This is a genomic window from Winogradskyella luteola (assembly GCF_019203985.1).
GTDB classification, from domain to species: Bacteria; Bacteroidota; Bacteroidia; order Flavobacteriales; family Flavobacteriaceae; genus Winogradskyella; species Winogradskyella luteola.
The window spans coordinates 1-19,798 of the sequence record NZ_JAGSPD010000013.1 but is presented as its reverse complement, the minus strand read 5'-3'; the positions used below and the strand labels follow the sequence as shown (position 1 = coordinate 19,798).

Genomic DNA, 19,798 nt, shown 5'->3' with positions numbered 1-19,798 from the left:
GCTTTCTGTAAAACAATAGTTTTTAATATCAATGATTATTTAATAATTTCTAATACTCATCATACTCGCCATCTCCAAAATTAAATGTAAGCGAAAAACGCAATGTGTTTTCTAACGGGCTCTGTACCCTAGATGCTGAGAATAAATACGAAAGATCTAAATTGATTGTAGTGTACTTAAACCCTGCTCCAATTGCAAAAAACTTACGCGCTCCTTTATCTTCGGCCTCATTAAAATAACCTGCTCTGAAAGCAAAATTCTCTTGGTAAGTATATTCTGCTCCCAAAGCCCATGTGAACTCCCTCAACTCTTCACTAAACCCACCCGGTGCATCACCAAAAGATTGAAATACCCCGTTTAAAAAACTTACATCATTATCCTGACCTTGGGTAATAATCGTAGGTTCACCTTCATCAATATCGACAGTAGTTGGATCATCATCCGTTTGTTCCCCATCCCCATTAGTATCAACAAAACCAAATTTTGGTGGTGTAGGTACCAAAAGTTTTGCAACCTCAGCCGTTATGCCTAATTTACTATACTCATCGAATATAAAATCGAAACCTGCCCCAAGACGTAATGTTGTAGGTTGAAAATTCTCTCTTCCGCCATCATCATAACTGAACTTTGGGCCTAAGTTTTGAATTGCAAAACCTGCTCTCCACCTACCATTGAAATCATTATAGGCTTCTTCTTCACTTTGATAATAACCTGTAATATCAGCACCAAATGTGCTGGCCGCATCTGCATTAGGATCTACTTGATCGATTCTTAAATCCGATCTTAAATAGCGTACTGCTACAGACATTGCGAACTGATCTGCTAAGCGTAAGGTGTAAGCAACATCTGCTGTAAATTCATTTGGCTTAACATTAATACCAGGATCGTCTTCCCCTTGAGTAAGTGTAATTTCCCCAAGACTAAAATACTTAAAACTTGCTGATACGGCACTATATTCGTTTAATCTGTTGAAGTAGGTGGCATAACTGATTGAGATATCATTTACCAATCTACTTAAATAAGGGGTATAACTTAAACTTACACCAGATTTAGCTTCAGAAAAGGCATACTTAGCAGGATTCCATTGTTGTGAAAATCCATCTACAGAAGTAGCGACCCCCATATCACCCATTCCTGCTGATCTTGCATCTGGGGCAATTAACATAAATGGGACACCAGTTGTTATAACAGAAGACTGGTCTGGAAAAGTAATGGTCTCCTGACAAAAAGATAGGTTTAAGGTTACTAATGTGATAAGGGTTATTACGTATTTATTCATGTTCATTATTGATTATTAACGCTAAATACTTGGCATTAATTCGTTAGCAAATATAATTTATTATTAGAGTATAACAAGTTTTTGAATTTTTTCAACTTGCTTATTTAAACTGTTAGACTTCACTTTTAGTTTATAGACATAGACTCCTTTTCCTATTTTATCTCCAAAATCATCTCTTCCATCCCATACAATGTCTTTTGACAGAGAACTTACGGATTTACTACCTCCTGTAGTTTGCCCATTAAGCGTTCTTACCAATTTACCCGAAATTGTAAATATCTGTACTGAAACGTCCAAAGGTTCCACACTATTGTGGTTAAACCAAAATTCTGTGTAATTTACAAATGGATTAGGGTAGTTAAGCACATTCTTTACCACCAATTGTTCGTCCTTGTCAAAAACTGTAAACTGAATTTCAGCCGTTGAAGAATTATTATAAACATCCCAGGCTTTTAGTGTTAAGGTATGCAATCCTGGCTCTAAATCTCTAAACGGATATGAAACAGTACCATTGGTATAATCATCTACATTGGCTTGATAGTAATCATTAAGTACTATCGGATTGGTTTCATCTCCATCAATAATTGCCGTAATATCGTGCCCTATTCCACTTGCGGTATTGATACCATTATCGTCCTGAAGCTTTGCCAACAAAGAAGGAGACTCATTTGTAATACCTCCAGAAACAAAGTTTTCATCATTCATAAATAAATTGATTACCGGACCAATATTATCCTCTGGCGCATTTTCATTAATACCACCTACTTTAATATCAAAATTGGCACCTGCTCGATCCGATAGCGGATTCGTAGTCTGCGCATAAAAACTCACTTTACCATTATCTACAGGAATGCCAATATCTCTTGGTACGACAAAATCGAACTCAAATTGACCGTTTGTTATACTCGCTTGACCTTTAAATATAATTTCCCCGAGTGTTGTGTAATCTAATATAATTTGACCATTACTATCAGTTATGCCATCATTTGCTAGTGTTTGGCGTCCGATTTTCTTATCGAAAACTGTCGCAGTTAAAACACCATTATAATTAGAAATAAGATTTCCGTTAACATCAGTAACTTCTCCTGCAAGCTTTGTGTAACTTAGTGCTTTAAGTGTATCTATAGGTTGTGTAATTTCCACATCATTAACTCTAGTAAGCCTAATATTTGGTTCGGCAAAGGCCAGTTTCATAGCTGGATCACCAATTAAGAATACTAACCTTTTCTGTGATGAGCCTCCTATACTATTATCTATTTTTGTTAATCGTAAAGCCTCACCTATTGACGGATAATTATTAGAACCAAAGGCAAAAACATAGTTATCTAATGTCTCATTAAAATTAACTCCTGTGGTTACAAAAATTTGTCGTGTTGTAGTAATAAGACCAATAGCACCACCATTTTTATTCCAAAACGTAAATTCGCCAGCAGTATCTCTATCGGGATCATCAAATTTTGTGTATTCACAAGTCACGGTAACAAACAAATTGAACTTACAGACATTATTGACTTCTTGTGAGTCGAATTTATCAAAAATACGCTCTTTAGCCAGACCATTTTCACCACCATGACCAAAATAATTTACAACCAAAGCACCAACCTCAATAGCATCTTTAACGGCCTTATTGACTTTTGGGTACCGATCACCTGCAACAGAGGATTCTTGTTCAAAAGCATCCGAATGAATCTTTGTGACATTTAAAAAGGGTTTCTCATCTTCTAGAGCAGTTCCCAAGCCATCAGTAGTTTCCTGTAAAATTCTTTCCCACTGTACATCTACATCGTCTGAAATAAGAATTACGTTATTTCTCCAACTTCCGTAAGCTTCCGCTTGATAGTAGGCTTGGATCTTATCGACCATTTCTTTTGCCCGTTGCACGTCTTCTGCCAATATTCTCCCTACTGCAATATCCATTCTATCGGAAAGCACCATTGTACCTTCTTCTTCATCTAGCATGGCATAGAAGTCATCTGAAACAAAGGAATTGGTAAGACTAAAACTGTTATTGGTGTACCAAGATGGCACTAAGTTAGTGTTATTGCGTAACCTATCTTTGTAATCATATGAACCTTCACCAAACAGACACAAGTACTTTAATCTTCTACTTGGTATGCTTGCGTTGTCGTAAACATATTTAACAAAATTTCGCAATGCAGCAATATCTTGGCTACCCGTACTAAATTCATTATAAATGGTTTGAAGATCAACCACTTTTACATTTAAATTGTATTGATCTCTATTGATCTGTGCTAAACGCTCGGCCTGGGAAATGAGCTGTGATGGAGATAATATAATGTAGTCGATATCTTCAAAAGCGCCTTGCGCATTGTTAAAAATGGTGCCTTTTAAATTTTGGTTTGAAACTCTAGATTGCGATTCTTTTTTAGGCTGTAAGACATTTGAGCCCGAAAAGGCCAAATACACACGCTCTTCTCCAGATTGTGCCTTAAAAGACCAGCTATTCTGATTTTCAGAATTTAGAGTGTTGGTAACATTAAATCGATCTGTGATGTCCCAAATTTCATCAACTGAAGCAGCATTGGATAAGATATATTCTGCTATTCCAGGAGTTGCAGCAACATCTCTATTCTTAAAAACCATTTGTTCCCCAGCATAAGCTAAACTTCTCGTAGCTTCAATATTAATGTAATCTAAATAGGCCTTGGCCGAAGGATTTCCATTATTGTTATAATCTAATGTTACTGTAATTGCGTCAGAAGATATATTAATATCATTACTGTAAGCAGATGCAGATGCCAATACAGAACCTGGACTAATGGGAGTAAACAATAGGCTACTAACTAAATTTCCGTTAACATTAATTGCCATTGTACTACCTACAGTCTCAGAAACTGAACCAACAGCTATATCAAAGCTTACGGGCTCACTTGTTACTAAATTAGGAAACTGAAACTCATAAACACGTTGATTCTCAATATCAAATTCGTCACCAAACCAACGTCTTCCAAGCTTTGCTAAATTGTGTTCATCGACTTCGTAAAACTGGTAGTCTTGAAAAGTACTGATTTGAATATCCGCTGTACTGTTAATGCTTGGCATTGACTGAATACGCTTGCCATTTCCTGAGCTTATATTAACGTAATAATATGTTTTATCTGTGTAAAGATTTAAATTGGTGTTACTCTCTTCGCTGTATGTTGTCGGTCCTTCACCATAAAACAGTATGTAATCGTTACTATCAAAGCTACCGTCTTCTTCTCCTACAAATTTTACAGCATTTTCCACAACATCAAACGGATAGCTCTCAGCGTTTTGATAAGGCAGCATTCTACCTCCATTGCCATATATTTTTATTTGTCTCGGATTGACATTATTTGTATTGATTCCTAAGCTACTCAAAAAACTTTTGGTTAGTCTATATACACCAGACTCCTCAATATAAAAACGGTACCAATCTCCAGTACTTAAAACTGAATTGGTTATCTGATTTTTCATCGTAATATTATTACGACTAGCTAGTGTATTATATTTTATGGTAAATGATACTATTTTCTTAAATACGCCTCTGTCCTTAATTATCGGACTTATTTCAAAATAACAAGAACGTTTACCTCTGGCATTTGTATTATATAATTGATACTTTAGTGCACTCGGCACAAGTTGCGTACTTAAATTCTTAAGATCAGCTTCACCAATGGTTTGGTAAGACACATTAGACAATACTACAGAATTATTATCCAATAGGCTTCCTTTATTATCCCATTGTACAAAAAAAGTAAGACCTCTTTCATCATCATAATTAAAATGTTTGGCATCAAAAGAAGGAACTTGAATTTTCCCATATTCAGTTTCAAGTGTCTTTACACCATTCCATTGAATATTAAATTGCTTTTGTTGCCCAAAAAAAGATAATGAGGAAAAGAAACAAAGAAAAATATAGCAATTTTTCATTTATAAAATATTGGTTTTTATCTTCAGTAAATTTATAAATATGCATCACTAACCTGATAACTTATATAAATTCACATTAAAATAACGCCTACAACAGTAGCTTATTATGGAGCTTCAATTTTTATTTCAAAAATACAACAATAATTTATTTTAATGCTCGTTATTAAGAAGCAAAATGCGCCGATAAATTGACTAAATATCCGTTATCGTGTTCAAAAAAAAGGATGAAATGCATATTTTTTTGAATTTTGATGCGAAAAAAAGTTGTCAGTTTACCTTTAATTGTTATATTGCGGAACTAAAATTAAACGCGCTTACTTAAACGTATGGATATGAAAAATGTCTCAAACCTAAAATTTTTAATAGCACTAACGCTTTGCGCCACTATTGTGAGCTGTAAGCGATCGTCTAATTCTAATAATGTTGATAGTGCTACGGGCTGGAAAATCAACGACAAAAACGGTGGTTTTCAATACAATACCAACTTTAAAGAACAAGAAACACCTCCAGGTACTGCATTTGTAGAAGGAGGAACATTTACTATGGGTAAGGTACAAGATGATCCTATGCACGATTGGAATAATACTCCAAATCAGCAGCATGTGCAATCATTTTACATGGATGAGAATGAAGTGACCAACCTTAATTATCTATTTTATTTAGATTATGTAAAGAATGTATATCCACCAGACGATCCAAACTATTCTTTGATATACAATGGAGCTCTTCCAGATACTTTAGTATGGAGAAATCGTTTAGGTTATAATGAAATGATGACTGAGAATTATCTACGTCATCCTGGCTATGCAAATTATCCTGTTGTTGGAGTAAGTTGGATACAAGCTGTAGAATATGCAAATTGGAGGTCTAACCGTGTAGCTGAAATGTCTTTACAAGAGGCTGGCTATATTAAAAGAGACGCACAATACACAGATTTAAGTGCAGAAAGTACTTTTGATGTTGACACATACATTAATGCACCAACACAAACTTATGGAGGAAACTCTGAAGTTTTAGAAGGAGGTAAGCGAAGACAACAAACTGATGCTGAAGGTAACCCAATTAATATATATGCCAATAGAGAATCTGGATTGATTCCTGTAAAATACAGACTACCAACTGAAGCAGAATGGGAATATGCTGCTTTAGGTTTAAGTGAATTGAGAGAATACAATGTCTATAGAGGACGTAAAAAATATCCTTGGGATGGACAATACACCAGATCTGGTAAACGAGTTAATCGTGGTGACCAATTAGCCAACTTTAAACAAGGTAAAGGTGATTTTGGTGGAATTGCAGGATGGTCTGATGACGGAGCTGACATTACAGCTGAGGTTAAATCTTACCAACCTAATGACTATGGTTTATACGATATGGCAGGTAATGTTGCAGAGTGGGTAGCTGATGTCTATCGTCCAATAGTAGATGATGAATTTAATGACTTCAATTATTACAGAGGTAATGTGTATACTAAAAATGCTCTAAACGAAGATGGTACTGTAAAAATAGTTACAGTTGATGAAATTGTTTACGACACTCTACCAAACGGTAAAATTATTGCTAGAGATTTACCAGGAGAGATTGCAAAAATCCCAGTTGACGAAAAAGAAACGTATTTAAGAACACAGTTCGATAGAAGTGATAACAGAAACTTTAGGGATGGAGACAAGCGTTCTTCACGTTATTACAGAGAAAGCTTTGACGAATCTGATGATAGAACTAACACTACTGGCAAAATGTATAACTCACCAAAGCATAGAGTAGAGGTAGATTCTGCTGAGGGCAAACTTGTTAGACAATATGACAAATCCAATAACAGAACATCTTTAATCAATGATGAGGTCAGAGTCTTTAAAGGTGGGTCTTGGAGAGATAGAGCGTATTGGTTAGATCCTGCACAGCGTCGTTACTTCCCTCAAGATATGGCTACAGACTATATTGGCTTTAGATGCGCAGTATCTAGAGTAGGTTCTAAGTCACAAAAAGGCGGAAAGAAGCGTAATTAATAACGTTAAATAATATTTAGAAAAGTCCTGATAAATTTATCAGGACTTTTTTATTTTTAAGCCTATGGAAATTGAATCGATATATCAAAAATTTGAGGAAAGTAATGGTGTATGTACAGATACCAGAAAATTACAAAAAGCATGCATTTACTTTGCTCTAAAAGGAAACAACTTTGATGGTAACAAGTTTGTTAACAGAGCTTTTGATGGTGGTGCAAAATATTGCATTGTAGATGACAAAAGCGCTGTTGTAAATGATAACTGTATTTTAGTAGACGATGTGTTGACAGCACTTCAAAACTTAGCAACATATCATAGAAATGAAATAGGTATTCCCATTATTTCTTTAACAGGAAGTAATGGCAAAACCACAACTAAAGAACTTATATTTTCTGTTTTATCAACACAATATAAAGTTGGTGCTACAAAAGGCAACCTTAACAATCATATAGGTGTTCCACTAACGTTATTAGACTTTACAAATGATTTAGATTTTGGCATTGTAGAAATGGGAGCCAACCACCAAAATGAAATTGAATTCTTGTCAAATATAGCCCAACCAGATTATGGGCTAATTACTAACTTCGGAAAAGCACACCTAGAAGGTTTTGGTGGTGTAGAAGGCGTAATAAAAGGTAAATCTGAATTATACGATTATATAAAGCACAATGAAAAAATAGCTTTTATAAACACAGATGATCCTACTCAAGTTAAACAGATTAATAACTATACAAATACAATTACATTCGGCTCTAGTCCTAAAAACGATTGTAATATCGAATTTATCTCAGCCGACCCTTTTGTTTCCTTAAAATACAACGGTATTGAAATTAAAAGTAAACTTATAGGCAACTATAATTATGGAAATATAGCTGTGGCTGCAGTTATTGGGCAACATTTTAATATTTCTACAAAAAACATTAAAACAGCCATTGAAAATTATCAGCCAGACAATAATCGGTCAGAAATTATTGAAAGAGGCACAACCAAGATTATTTTAGATGCTTACAATGCCAACCCAACAAGTATGTTAGCCGCACTTAATAACCTTAAACAATTAGAAGCAAATAATAAATATCTTTTTCTCGGCGATATGTTTGAACTTGGTGATGAAGCGGAAAAAGAGCATCAGGCTATAACAGATTTTGTTGAATCTAATTTTGATGAAAACATCTTTTTGATTGGTGAAAACTTCTTTAATACCAAAACACAAAAAACGACACATACGTTTTCATCCTTTGAAGACTTAAAACCTATTATAGAAACTCTCAATTTAAAGGCTTCTACAGTATTGATTAAAGGCTCTAGAGGAATGGCTTTAGAACGAATTTTGGAATTTATTTGATATAATGAATAATGAATGTACAAGCAATTATTGCCTTTGGTTTAACTACGCTATGGGGCCAAAACCGTTTCTACAAATAAAAAAAACCCGATTTACTAAGGTAAATCGGGATTCTGTTTTACGTGGGTCATACTGGATTCGAACCAGTGACTTCTACCCTGTCAAGGTAACACTCTAAACCAACTGAGTTAATGACCCTAAGTTTAAATAAAAAAAGTTCACATTTCTGTGAACTTTTGTGGGCGCGAAGGGATTCGAACCCCTGACCCCTTGGGTGTAAACCAAGTGCTCTGAACCAACTGAGCTACGCGCCCTAATTATTAGGACTGCAAATATAGATTAGTTTTTAAAATCTCAAAAGGTTTTTTATAAAAAAAACTAAATTATTTCGGCCACCACGAAAGTACTGCCTCCAACATAAATCAAGTCATCTTTTTTCGCATTGAATATTGCAGATCTATAAGCTATTTCTACACTTTGGTAAGTGTTTCCTATTAAACCATATTTTGTAAATACTGATTGTAATTCTTTGGCATCTAACCCTCGCTGAATATCGGGTTTACATAAATAATAAGTAGCATTCACAGGAAGCAATGGAATTAAAGCATTTAAATCTTTGTCATTAACCACTCCGAAAACTATATGTAATTTATCGAATTGCTCGGACTGTAATTGCTCCATTACTTGAGTCAATCCTTCTCTGTTATGAGCTGTATCGCAAATGATTTTTGGATTTTGCCCTAATACTTGCCACCGACCTTGTAACCCAGTATTCTTAATAACGCTTAAAAGTCCTTTTTTCAATTCCGATTCAGAAATTTGAAATCCTGATTCTCTCAAAACTGTAATGGATTGAATCACCGTTTTAATATTATGCGTTTGATAACTTCCTTTTAAATCAGATTCTAAAACAGAATTCACCAATTGATCTGCAAAATAAATGGTAGAATTTACGGCTTTAGCTTTAGTTTTAAATATTGTTTTGGTTTCCTTTTGCGTTTCACCAATCACTACCGGAATATTCTGTTTTATGATTCCTGCTTTTTCACCAGCAATCTTTTCAAGTGTATTACCCAAAAACTTCATATGGTCAAAACCTATATTTGTAATTACAGATAATTCTGGAGTGATAACGTTTGTAGAATCTAATCGCCCGCCCAAACCAACTTCAATTACAGCTATATCCACTTCTTGCTTGCTGAAATAGTTGAAAGCCATCCCCACTGTCATTTCAAAAAAAGATAATTGATTTCGCTCTAAAAAAACTTTATTCCTTCTAACAAAACCAATAACAAATTGTTTATTAATAACTTTGCCGTTAATACGGATACGTTCTCTAAAGTCTTTTAAATGAGGGGATGTGTATAAACCTATTTTATAACCAGCTTCCTGAAGTATAGAGGCTAACATATGACTGGTAGAACCTTTACCATTTGTTCCGGCGACATGAATGGACTTAAAATTTTCTTGTGGATTCCCTAAATGCCCTGAAAGTAAGAGTATATTGGATAAATCTTCTTTATAAGCTGATTTACCCTTATTCTGATACATTGGCAATTGCCGAAACATCCAATTGACAGTATCTTTGTAATTCATAAAACTATTGGCCCAAATCAAAATTAATACTTACAAAACCTATTTGCTTTGCTGGCGCATCAGGATCTGAAGGCCATTTATGAGATAATGCAATCTTTTTTGCCGGTTCCAATAAACAAGGATGCGTGTTTGTAGTTCCCCGAATCCCTGGTGTGGCTTCAACAACCTTTCCTTGTCTATTTACTTCTATCTTAACCACCACTAGACCGTATTCATTACAATCTTGTTTATAAACTTTACGTGATGGTTTTCCTCTACCACCTAAACCATAACCAACACCACCTTTCCCTGGACCAGATCCACCAAAATAACTTGGAGCATAAGGGTCGCCATCTAATTGTCCTTTATTTCCTCCTTTATTATCTGGCCCTTCTCTTCCATCATCATTTCCATCAGCGTTTTTAACACCTCCTATTAGATTGTCTAGCTTCTTTTTCTTTTCGGCTTCTTCACGTTTCTTTCGTTCTTCAGCCTCTCTCTTTTCACGTTCAATACGCTCTGCTTCTGCCTTAGCTTTAGCCTCGGCTTCTTTTTGTTTTTTTATAGCAATAGCTTCGGCATTTTCTGCCGTCATAACCTCTTCGGTTTTAGTATTTGCTTCATTAGGTTCTGCTTTGGACGTTTCCGGCGGTGTTTCTTCTACTGCCTTATCTTCTACTGCTTTTCTAGGCTGAGCCAATGGTTTGTTCCCACTTCCAAAATCCGTGGTGCCAAAGTTGACTGCTACTCCGTATTCTTCTGGTGGATCTAAATATTGAGGTCCAACAAAAAACAGCAACAAGAAGAGAATCAATGCTATTAAGGCAGTGATTCTTGCTGAATTACGTTGATGTTTAGTCTCAAAATATTTCATTTCAGCACTTTATCTTTATTTAGTATAGTTTCAAAAATGATGCCGTTTAGTTTGGCTTTACTGCCAGTATCACTTTAAACTTGTTGCGATTGGCAATGTCCATAACCTTTACCACATTTTCAACTGGTACAGATTTTTCTGCTCTTAATACAATTGTCGGTGTTTCTTGTTTTGATAAAATAGAAATCAACTGACTCTCTAAAACACTTTCCCCAACACGTTTCTGATCGATATAATAGGTTAAATCCTTTTTGATGCTTACCGCTGTGGACTTTTTGTTTTCAGTTTTACCACTAGCTTTTGGCAAAATAATGTCAATGGCATTCGTGGTCACCAACGTTGAAGCAATCATAAAAAAGATCAACAACAAAAATACAATATCGGTCATTGATGCCATATTGAATTCTGGTGTTACCTTATTTCGTCCTCTAATGTTCATTTTAGATAGGTTCGTTTAAATGATCTAAAAATTCTACTGAGTTAGCTTCCATTTGGTATACCACCTTATTGGTTTTTACGACGATATGGTTATAAGCTACATATGCTATAATACCAACGATTAATCCTCCAACCGTTGTAGTCATTGCTGTGTATAAGCCACTTGCTAAAACATCCATTTGTATGGTTCCCCCAGCATTGGCCAATTCAAAAATAGAGAGAATCATACCGACTACTGTACCTAAGAAACCTATCATTGGTGCTACCCCAGAGATTGTTGCCAAAACACTAACATTTTTCTCAAGGCTGTAAACCTCTAGTCGTCCAGCATTTTCAATCGCCGTATTAATATCTTCAAGCGGTTTACCAATTCTGGTAATTCCTTTTGCTATTAAGCGAGATACAGGTGAATTCTGTTGCGCACACAACATTTGTGCAGAATCTATTTTACCATTACTAACATGATCTTTTATTTGATTCATAAAATTAGAATCAACTTTAGAAGCTGCCTTTATAGCAAAAATACGTTCAAAATAAATGTAAGTCGCCACGATGAGAAGTAAGAATAGAATAAGGATAATCACCATACCAGATGTTCCCCCGCTCGTAATAAGCTCTATAATGGATAATGTTTTTTCAACGGATTCACCATCTGTTAGAACATCCACTTCATCTTGAATATTACTTAGTAATATCATATAATACGTTTTAAGTTTAAAAGTTTCTGTAAATTATAACGTTAAGTTTTTTACTTAAGTATGTTTAGATAATACCTCTCATTACTATGAAGGCAATTGCACCAGCTAAAAAGCCTACTAATGCCAACCAGGATATTTTCTTAAGATACCAGAAAAAATCTATTTTTTCCATTCCCATTGCCACAACACCAGCTGCAGAACCAATAATCAGCATGCTTCCACCTGTACCTGCAGAATAGGCTATAAAATGCCATAATTGATCATCTAATGGTTGAGAGAACATACCCAAACTTGCAGCTACCAAAGGTACATTATCAATTACCGCCGAACCTACACCCAACAATAACACAACTAGGTCAGAAACACTTGTTCCAACAGGTTCTGTACTCAACATTGGCATGGTCTCTTGTAAAGAACCTGCAAAACCAAAAAGAATACCTAAAGACTCCAAAGCCGCCACGGCCATTAAAATTCCTAAGAAAAATAAGATACTTGGCAACTCAATTTTAGATAATGAATAGTGTACAGGACTATGACTTGCATGTGACGAGTGCTCATCCGAAGTCACCGTAGAGATCGCAAACTTAGAGTTACTATAAATCTCAGCAAAAATTGCAACAACGCCTAGCGATAGCATCATACCAACATATGGTGGTAAATGTGTAATTACTTTAAAAACAGGAACAAAGACAATGGCCCCAAGTCCTAAAAACAACATTGTAGAACTGAATTTATTCTTTGGTTTATCATCCGCCGCTTGTAACTCCAAAGTTCCCTTAAAAGGTTTAAGCATTGAAGCTATAAACGTTGGCACAACCATACACAACAATGAAGGTATAAACAGGTATATAAATAAATTACCCGTAGAAACTTTATCACCAATCCAAAGCATGGTAGTCGTAACATCACCAATTGGCGACCAAGCTCCACCAGCATTTGCAGCGATAATAATTAAACCTGCAAACCATATTCTAATACTTCTATCTTTTACGATTTTTTGCAAAATGGATATCAACACTATTGTAGCTGTAAGATTATCAATGATTGCAGATAATACAAATGCCAAAATAGCAAACATCCATAATAATTTTTTCCTACTATTAAAATTTACTGAGTTCTTAATAGTTGAGAAGCCATCAAAATAATCTATAATTTCTACTATGGTCATTGCTCCCAATAGAAAGACTAATATTTCTGCCGTTTTACCTAAATGATGAAGTAAAGTCTCTTCCATGAGATGCATTTTTTCTTCATGAGGAAGCAAACCGAAATTATCCATTAAGTTATGCTTGGCCGAATCAAACCATTGTGAGAAGTCGTCGATGCCAAGAGAAATCAAAGCCCAACTTATGGCCATCATAACCAAAGCCGGAATTAATTTATCTATCTTAATATTGTGTTCTAAAGTAATGGCTAAATAGCCAAAAACAAAAACAAGAATTATTACAGTTTCCATAGTAGTTTTAAATTAGTTGTCTCAGTGCAATCTCAAAAGCTGTTTCGCTCACACCAATTTTAGTAGGATTATTTTTGTGTACTTCTTTTAAAGCTTTTTTGATAACCTTTGAGGTGTCATTAAAAATAGCTTCGTCGGTCATTAAAACTTTGCGCTCCATAAAATATGCAAAGACTCTAGCCATACCACAATTTGAAATGAAATCTGGTATTAAACTTACTTTTTGATCCGTATGCTCCATTATTGGCCCGAAGAAAATTTCCTTATCTGCAAAAGGCACGTTGGCTCCGCAAGTAATAACCTCTAGACCAGTATTTATCATCTCATCTATTTGATCTTGTGTAATTAACCTTGAGGCTGCGCATGGTGCGAAAACTTCAGTCTTTAAAGACCATATTTTCTCATTGATCTCTTCAAAAGGAATAAGATCATCAGCGATAAGTGTATTCCCATTTTTTCGCAGATATAAATCCGTAATTTCCTTAAAAGTAAAACCTTCAGTGTTAATCAGTCCGCCTACACGATCAATAATACCGACCACTTTAGCTCCCATTTGAGCAAAGTAAAATGCAGCTGCTGCACCAACATTACCAAAACCTTGAACAACAACACGTTTCCCTTTTATAGAATCATCCTTAATAGCATAAAAATGCTTGGCAGCAACCGCAACACCATAACCTGTAATCATATCTGCCACAGTGTATTTCCGAGTAACGTCTGGTGAATACTTTGGGTTTTCAAGCACCTTTATCACACCTTGCCTTAACTGGCCAATTCTATTAATTTTATCAGCTTGAGAAGGTTTAAAATGCCCTTCAAAAACACCTTCTTGCGGATGCCATACCCCGCTCTCTTCCGTAATTGGTATCACCTCATGGATTTCATCAACATTGAGGTCTCCTCCTGTGCCATAATAACTTTTCAATAAAGGTGAAACGGCAGTATACCAGCGTTCCAAAACCCCTTTTTTTCTTGGATCATGGGGATCGAAGTTAATCCCAGATTTTGCTCCTCCAATTTTAGGGCCAGAAACCGTAAACTTAACTTCCATAGTTTTTGCAAGTGATAATACCTCGTTTCTGTCCAATCCTTTTCGCATTCTTGTGCCTCCTCCCGCTGCTCCACCTCTAAGCGAATTTATAACAGTCCAACCTTCTGCATCTGTTTCAGAATCGTTCCAATGAAAGACGATTTCTGGCGGTCTATTTTCGTATGTCTGAAGTAATTTCTTTATCAATGATTATGTTAGTTAAGTTAGTTGTAACAAATATAAAAAACTCTAGTACCTTTGAAATGAAATAAACATTAATTTTGAGTACTGGGAATCAAAATCTTCCCTGAAGAATGATTAATACTTGCGCCAGTTACACTTTTGAGACAATTAATTTCATTTCTAACTCTTAGCACTCCCAGAAGTCCAAAAATTAAGGCCTCTTTAAATTCTACTATGGCTGCTTTGGGAATTATAATTTCTGACTTAGAAAAGTTTTTTAATCTTGACATTAAAAATTCATTGTAAGCCCCGCCGCCAGTGACGAAAACATCACTATCCTTAATTTTTAAATTTTGAGAAATCTGAATGGCAATATGCTCTACAAAAGTTCTTAGAACGTTTTCAGTTTGCATGTTAAACGAATCAATCATGGAAAAAACATAAGCCTCAACCCACTCTAAACCCAAAGATTTTGGGGGTACTTCCTGATAAAATTCCAAAGTGTTCAACCGATATAATAAGTCTTCATTAATGTTTCCTTTTGAAGCTATTCTGCCTTTATCATCATACTCTAATTTCAATTTTGAAACATAATGATTCAGAACAATATTCACAGGGCAAATATCATAAGCTACTATTTCATTATTATTTTCATATGAAACATTCGCAAAGCCTCCTAAATTTAGGCAATAATCATATTGATGAAATAACAAGCGATCACCAATTGGCACTAAAGGCGCACCCTGTCCACCAAGTTTAACATCCTGCACTCTATAATCACATATTACTTTTTCATTTAGAACATCACTTAAAATCTGTTGATTGCCAATCTGGAGTGTCATGCCATCCTCTGGTCGATGCAAAGCTGTATGGCCATGAGAAGAAATAAAGTCTATATTTTCAAGCTTATGTTTATTAATAAAACCTAAAATAACAGTTGCCAAATACTCTGAATATTGTTGGTCTATCTTACATAATTCATTCTTGGATTTATAAACCAATTGACTCAAAATCAGTTTCCAGTCTTTGGTATATTTTATCGTTTCACTATGGTGAATTTCAGATTCCCATATACCATTAAAAACGTAAGTAGCAAAAATGAGATCTATTCCATCCAAAGACGTTCCAGACATTACTGCGACTACCTTATATTCTGACTTTATCATATTAGTAAAAATACTATTCCTTATTGAAAATACCGTAATAAAAAGTTATCTTTGCATGAAAATTTTATCAATTCAATAATTAATCAATTTTATGGACTTTAACTTAACAGAAGAACATTTAATGATTCGTGATGCAGCTCGCGATTTTGCACAAACCGAATTACTACCAGGCGTTATAGAACGTGACAATGCACAAACTTTTCCTGATGAATTGGTTCGTAAAATGGGCGAATTAGGATTTATGGGTATTATGGTAGATCCAAAATACGGAGGAAGTGGTATGGATGCTATCTCTTACGTATTAATTATGGAAGAACTTTCAAAAATAGATGCATCAGCTTCAGTTATGGTTTCTGTAAATAATTCATTGGTTTGCTATGGTCTTGAAGCTTTTGGTACTGAAGACCAAAAACAAAAATATCTTACCAAGTTAGCTACAGGTGAAAACATAGGTGCTTTTTGCTTAAGTGAACCCGAAGCAGGTAGTGATGCGACTTCGCAAAAAACTACAGCTATTGATATGGGAGATCATTATGTAATTAATGGTACAAAGAATTGGATTACAAATGGTGGACGTTCTGATGTTTATTTAGTAATTGCACAAACCGATAGAGGAAAAGGACATAGAGGTATCAATGCCTTTATCGTTGAAAAAGGAATGCCTGGTTTTGATATTGGCCCTAAAGAAGATAAATTAGGAATTAGAGGAAGTGATACGCATACACTTCAGTTTAATGATGTTAAAGTTCCTAAGGAAAATAGAATTGGTGAAGACGGATTTGGATTTAAATTCGCCATGAAAACCTTATCTGGTGGACGAATTGGTATTGCTGCACAAGCCTTAGGAATTGCGGCTGGCGCTTATGAATTGGCATTGAAATATTCTAAGGAGCGTAAAGCGTTTGGTACAGAAATTTGCAATCACCAAGCCATTGCGTTTAAACTAGCAGATATGTATACAGATATTGAAGCTGCGCGGCTATTAGTTATGAAAGCAGCTTGGGACAAAGATCAAGGGAATAACTACGATATGTCTAGTGCCATGGCAAAACTCTATGCAAGTAAAGTGGCTATGGAACACACGGTTGAAGCTGTGCAAATCCACGGTGGTAATGGTTTCGTTAAAGAATATCATGTAGAGCGCTTAATGCGAGATGCAAAAATTACACAGATTTATGAAGGTACTTCAGAAATACAGAAAATTGTAATTTCTAGAGGAGTTATTAAAGAATAACTCTTTTTAATAATATGTTGAAAGGCTTCAGAATTTAACTCTGAAGTCTTTTTAATTATTAGTAAGCTCATTAACCACTAACCGCAATTCACCATAAGAGTATTTTTCATCAAGTTGATGCTTTAGATCCGAAAGGTTATCGAAAGTTTTAGTAGGAATAATTGTTTTTAATTCTGAATAATGCGATTCTGGCATTAAGTCTGTGACCTTTACTTCTCCTGAAGGAATAAAACTTGCTAAATGGCCAAATATTGTATTAGGATTTAATTCTCGGTCTTCGGCTATTTCTTCCAAAGATTTTCCTTTTTTAAACAATTCCAACGAAACTTTCTTAGTATCTCCTTTTTGTAATTTTGCTTTTTTGGGAACTTCAAATACCGAAATATTACGGGAGGTTTCAATTTCATTTTCTTCGCAATAACTTTTTATAACTTGTAGTATTTCTGTTCCGTAATTCTCTATACGTGTCTTACCTATGCCATGTATCGCTTTTAATTCTTGTTTGGTGGTTGGCAACATCTCACACATTGCATATAAAGACTTCTGAGTAAAAATTTGAAAATGTACTAAATCTTCTCTTTGAGCAATTTCGTTTCTCAAGGTTTTCAATAACTCAAAGAGTTCTATATTAGCAGTACTATTTATAATGATTTTGTGTTGTTTCTTTGGTTTTTCTTTAGCTAAAAAGACAGTTTGAGCTCTTAATTCTAAAAAATGTTGAACATTAAATCCATTTTTTAGGCCATCAAAAAATAATAGTTTAGCTGCTAATAACTCTTCCAAAGTATCTAGCTGTTTTGTTATATCTTTGTTTATGGCTTTGTTATCTGTAGTAAAACTTAAAGCTTGTAACGAATTTTCTATAGTCGCTTTTGTTTGCTCATCGAAATATTTGATAGCTTTAGTAAATCTTTCTTGTAGTGTGTTATTTGATTCAGGGATATCTACCAAATCTCCGATTGATTTCAATTGATTATTAAAAGAATTACTTATTTTGAGTAGATTGGCAATAGAATCTTTAATAGTTGTCAAAGGTGTTTCTACATTACCTTCAATGCTCCCTGTGTTTTTATAATAAACATCCAAAATTCGATTTGCAGGGTATAAAAACTTATAAAAATTAAAAATCTCTGAAATTAAACTTAATTGAAATGTACGCTTTGACTCTTGAAGAATTTTTGCATCAGGTTGGTTAGCTTCTGCATTTTCATTAAATGAAGTAACATTACTATTACTAATAATTTGGTTTGGTGTTATTTTACTTTTAAGTATTAAACCATCCAAAGACTTACAGCGACTAAGTGCCACATAAGTTTGACCGTGAGCAAACGCATCTTCAGCGTCTATTATAGCTTTTTCAAAAGTCAAACCTTGACTTTTATGAATGGTTATTGACCACGCCAAACGAAGTGGCATTTGTGTATAACTACCAATCCTATCTTCAGAAATAGCTTTAGTATCCTTATCTACAGTGTATTTAATATTCTCCCAAACTTCTGGTTTTGTAATGATATTAAAATCATCATCTGGGCAATTTACTACAACTTCATCATCATCTAGTAATATAACTTTACCAATTTTACCGTTGAAATAGCGTTTATCAGGTGAGCTATCATTTTTAATAAACATTACCTGTGCACCAACTTTTAGTTTTAATTCTTCTTTGTTTGGATACGAATGCTCTGGAAATTTTCCTTCAACTACGGCATTGTATACTTGTGGTTTACCTTTTAGTTTTTCAATCTCTTGCTTGTTTATTCGGTTTGCTTTATGGTTGTGAGTCGTTAGCGAAATATACCCATCATTTTCATTTGGATTGAAATCGGGTTGATACCTTTTATTTAGTTCGTCTGCCGAAACTTGACTTAATTTATTAGTTCTAATCTCATTAAGAATATTTATAAATATTGGATTTTCTTGTCTATAAATATGCTTAAGCTCAATCGTAATCGGATTAGAATTCTGGTACGCTTTACTACTAAAAAAAAATACATTTTTATAAAATGGTTCTAACAACTGCCATTCTTGCTCTTTAACAACCGGTGATAACTGTTGGAGGTCACCTATCATCAATAATTGTGTTCCTCCAAATGGCAAGTCCCTATTTTTAAAGCGTTTTAAAGTTCTATCGATTCCATCAAGTAAATCTGCTCTTACCATACTTATTTCATCTATAACCAAAAGATCTAAGGATTTGATAATGTTGATTTTAGTTTTACTGAATTTTCTATTGAAAGTTGATGAAGAATCCAATTCTCCATTAGGCAAAATTGGTCCAAATGGCAACTGGAAAAATGAATGGATAGTAACTCCTTTGGCATTAATAGCTGCAACACCTGTTGGTGCAACAACTACCATTCGCTTTTGAGATTGGAACTTTAATTTATGTAAAAACGTAGTTTTACCAGTTCCAGCTTTACCAGTTAAGAAGATATTTCTGCTTGTATTATTAACGAAATCCCAAGCAAGGTCAAGTTCTTTATTTTGTTTCATTTCTCTTTGTCTACTAAATCTTGAAGATAACAAATCTGAAACTTTTAAAACGGAATAAAAACTACTCCTAACAAAAAAATCCCGATTCTTTTATCAAGAATCGGGA

13 protein-coding genes and 2 tRNA genes are annotated in these 19,798 nt (G+C 34.6%); 3 read left to right on the top strand and 12 right to left on the bottom strand.

From position 1 onward, the window contains the following. Positions 1-49: 49 nt before the first annotated feature. The gene (gene porV, locus KCG49_RS13790; protein WP_218547304.1) at positions 50-1,279 is read right to left on the bottom strand and encodes a type IX secretion system outer membrane channel protein PorV; all 1,230 of its coding nucleotides are present in this window, start codon (positions 1,277-1,279) and stop codon (positions 50-52) included. A gap of 63 nt (positions 1,280-1,342) precedes the next feature. Then, positions 1,343-5,194 (bottom strand): type IX secretion system sortase PorU, encoded by a 3,852-nt coding sequence (gene porU / locus KCG49_RS13785; protein WP_218547303.1) that lies wholly within the window; start codon positions 5,192-5,194, stop codon positions 1,343-1,345. Positions 5,195-5,520: 326 nt separating this feature from the next. On the opposite strand from porU, the gene gldJ reads away from it, so the two are divergent. Continuing rightward, on the top strand, positions 5,521-7,200 hold the full coding sequence (gene gldJ / locus KCG49_RS13780; RefSeq protein WP_218547302.1) for a gliding motility lipoprotein GldJ: 1,680 nt from the start codon (positions 5,521-5,523) through the stop codon (positions 7,198-7,200). A 64-nt stretch (positions 7,201-7,264) separates the two neighbouring features. Then, the gene (locus KCG49_RS13775) at positions 7,265-8,545 is read left to right on the top strand and encodes a UDP-N-acetylmuramoyl-tripeptide--D-alanyl-D-alanine ligase (RefSeq protein WP_218547301.1); all 1,281 of its coding nucleotides are present in this window, start codon (positions 7,265-7,267) and stop codon (positions 8,543-8,545) included. A gap of 123 nt (positions 8,546-8,668) precedes the next feature. On the opposite strand, the gene KCG49_RS13770 is transcribed toward KCG49_RS13775, so the two are convergent. The 9 genes from KCG49_RS13770 to KCG49_RS13730 all read right to left on the bottom strand — a co-directional run bounded on the left by KCG49_RS13770 (position 8,669) and on the right by KCG49_RS13730 (position 15,965). After that, positions 8,669-8,743 (bottom strand) — tRNA-Val (locus KCG49_RS13770). Positions 8,744-8,784: 41 nt separating this feature from the next. Next, a tRNA-Val gene (locus tag KCG49_RS13765) sits at positions 8,785-8,859 on the bottom strand. 64 nt (positions 8,860-8,923) lie between these two features. Continuing rightward, positions 8,924-10,141: a bifunctional folylpolyglutamate synthase/dihydrofolate synthase gene (locus tag KCG49_RS13760; protein ID WP_218547300.1), complete on the bottom strand. Its 1,218-nt coding sequence runs from the start codon at positions 10,139-10,141 to the stop codon at positions 8,924-8,926. Between the two features lie 4 nt (positions 10,142-10,145). After that, positions 10,146-10,994, bottom strand: a complete 849-nt coding sequence (locus KCG49_RS13755) for an energy transducer TonB (protein WP_218547299.1) — start codon at positions 10,992-10,994, stop codon at positions 10,146-10,148. Positions 10,995-11,040: 46 nt separating this feature from the next. Continuing rightward, complete coding sequence (locus KCG49_RS13750) at positions 11,041-11,433, bottom strand: ExbD/TolR family protein (protein WP_218547298.1); 393 nt, start codon at positions 11,431-11,433, stop codon at positions 11,041-11,043. A gap of 1 nt (position 11,434) precedes the next feature. Further along, positions 11,435-12,130 carry a MotA/TolQ/ExbB proton channel family protein gene (locus KCG49_RS13745; protein WP_218547297.1) on the bottom strand — a complete coding sequence of 232 codons (696 nt, stop codon included), beginning with the start codon at positions 12,128-12,130 and terminating at the stop codon, positions 11,435-11,437. Between the two features lie 64 nt (positions 12,131-12,194). Further along, on the bottom strand, positions 12,195-13,586 hold the full coding sequence (nhaD, locus tag KCG49_RS13740) for a sodium:proton antiporter NhaD (RefSeq protein ID WP_218547295.1): 1,392 nt from the start codon (positions 13,584-13,586) through the stop codon (positions 12,195-12,197). A gap of 7 nt (positions 13,587-13,593) precedes the next feature. After that, the gene (locus KCG49_RS13735) at positions 13,594-14,820 is read right to left on the bottom strand and encodes a Glu/Leu/Phe/Val dehydrogenase dimerization domain-containing protein (protein WP_218547382.1); all 1,227 of its coding nucleotides are present in this window, start codon (positions 14,818-14,820) and stop codon (positions 13,594-13,596) included. 71 nt (positions 14,821-14,891) lie between these two features. Beyond that, on the bottom strand, positions 14,892-15,965 hold the full coding sequence (locus KCG49_RS13730) for an anhydro-N-acetylmuramic acid kinase (RefSeq protein ID WP_218547294.1): 1,074 nt from the start codon (positions 15,963-15,965) through the stop codon (positions 14,892-14,894). 91 nt (positions 15,966-16,056) lie between these two features. Here KCG49_RS13730 and KCG49_RS13725 point away from each other — a divergent pair, with 91 nt between their 5' ends. Beyond that, positions 16,057-17,199, top strand: coding sequence for an acyl-CoA dehydrogenase (locus tag KCG49_RS13725; RefSeq protein ID WP_218547293.1), 1,143 nt, complete (start codon positions 16,057-16,059; stop codon positions 17,197-17,199). Positions 17,200-17,250: 51 nt separating this feature from the next. Here the strand turns inward: KCG49_RS13725 and KCG49_RS13720 are convergent, their stop codons facing one another. Continuing rightward, on the bottom strand, positions 17,251-19,692 hold the full coding sequence (locus KCG49_RS13720) for a helix-turn-helix domain-containing protein (protein ID WP_218547292.1): 2,442 nt from the start codon (positions 19,690-19,692) through the stop codon (positions 17,251-17,253). Positions 19,693-19,798 lie beyond the last annotated feature (106 nt).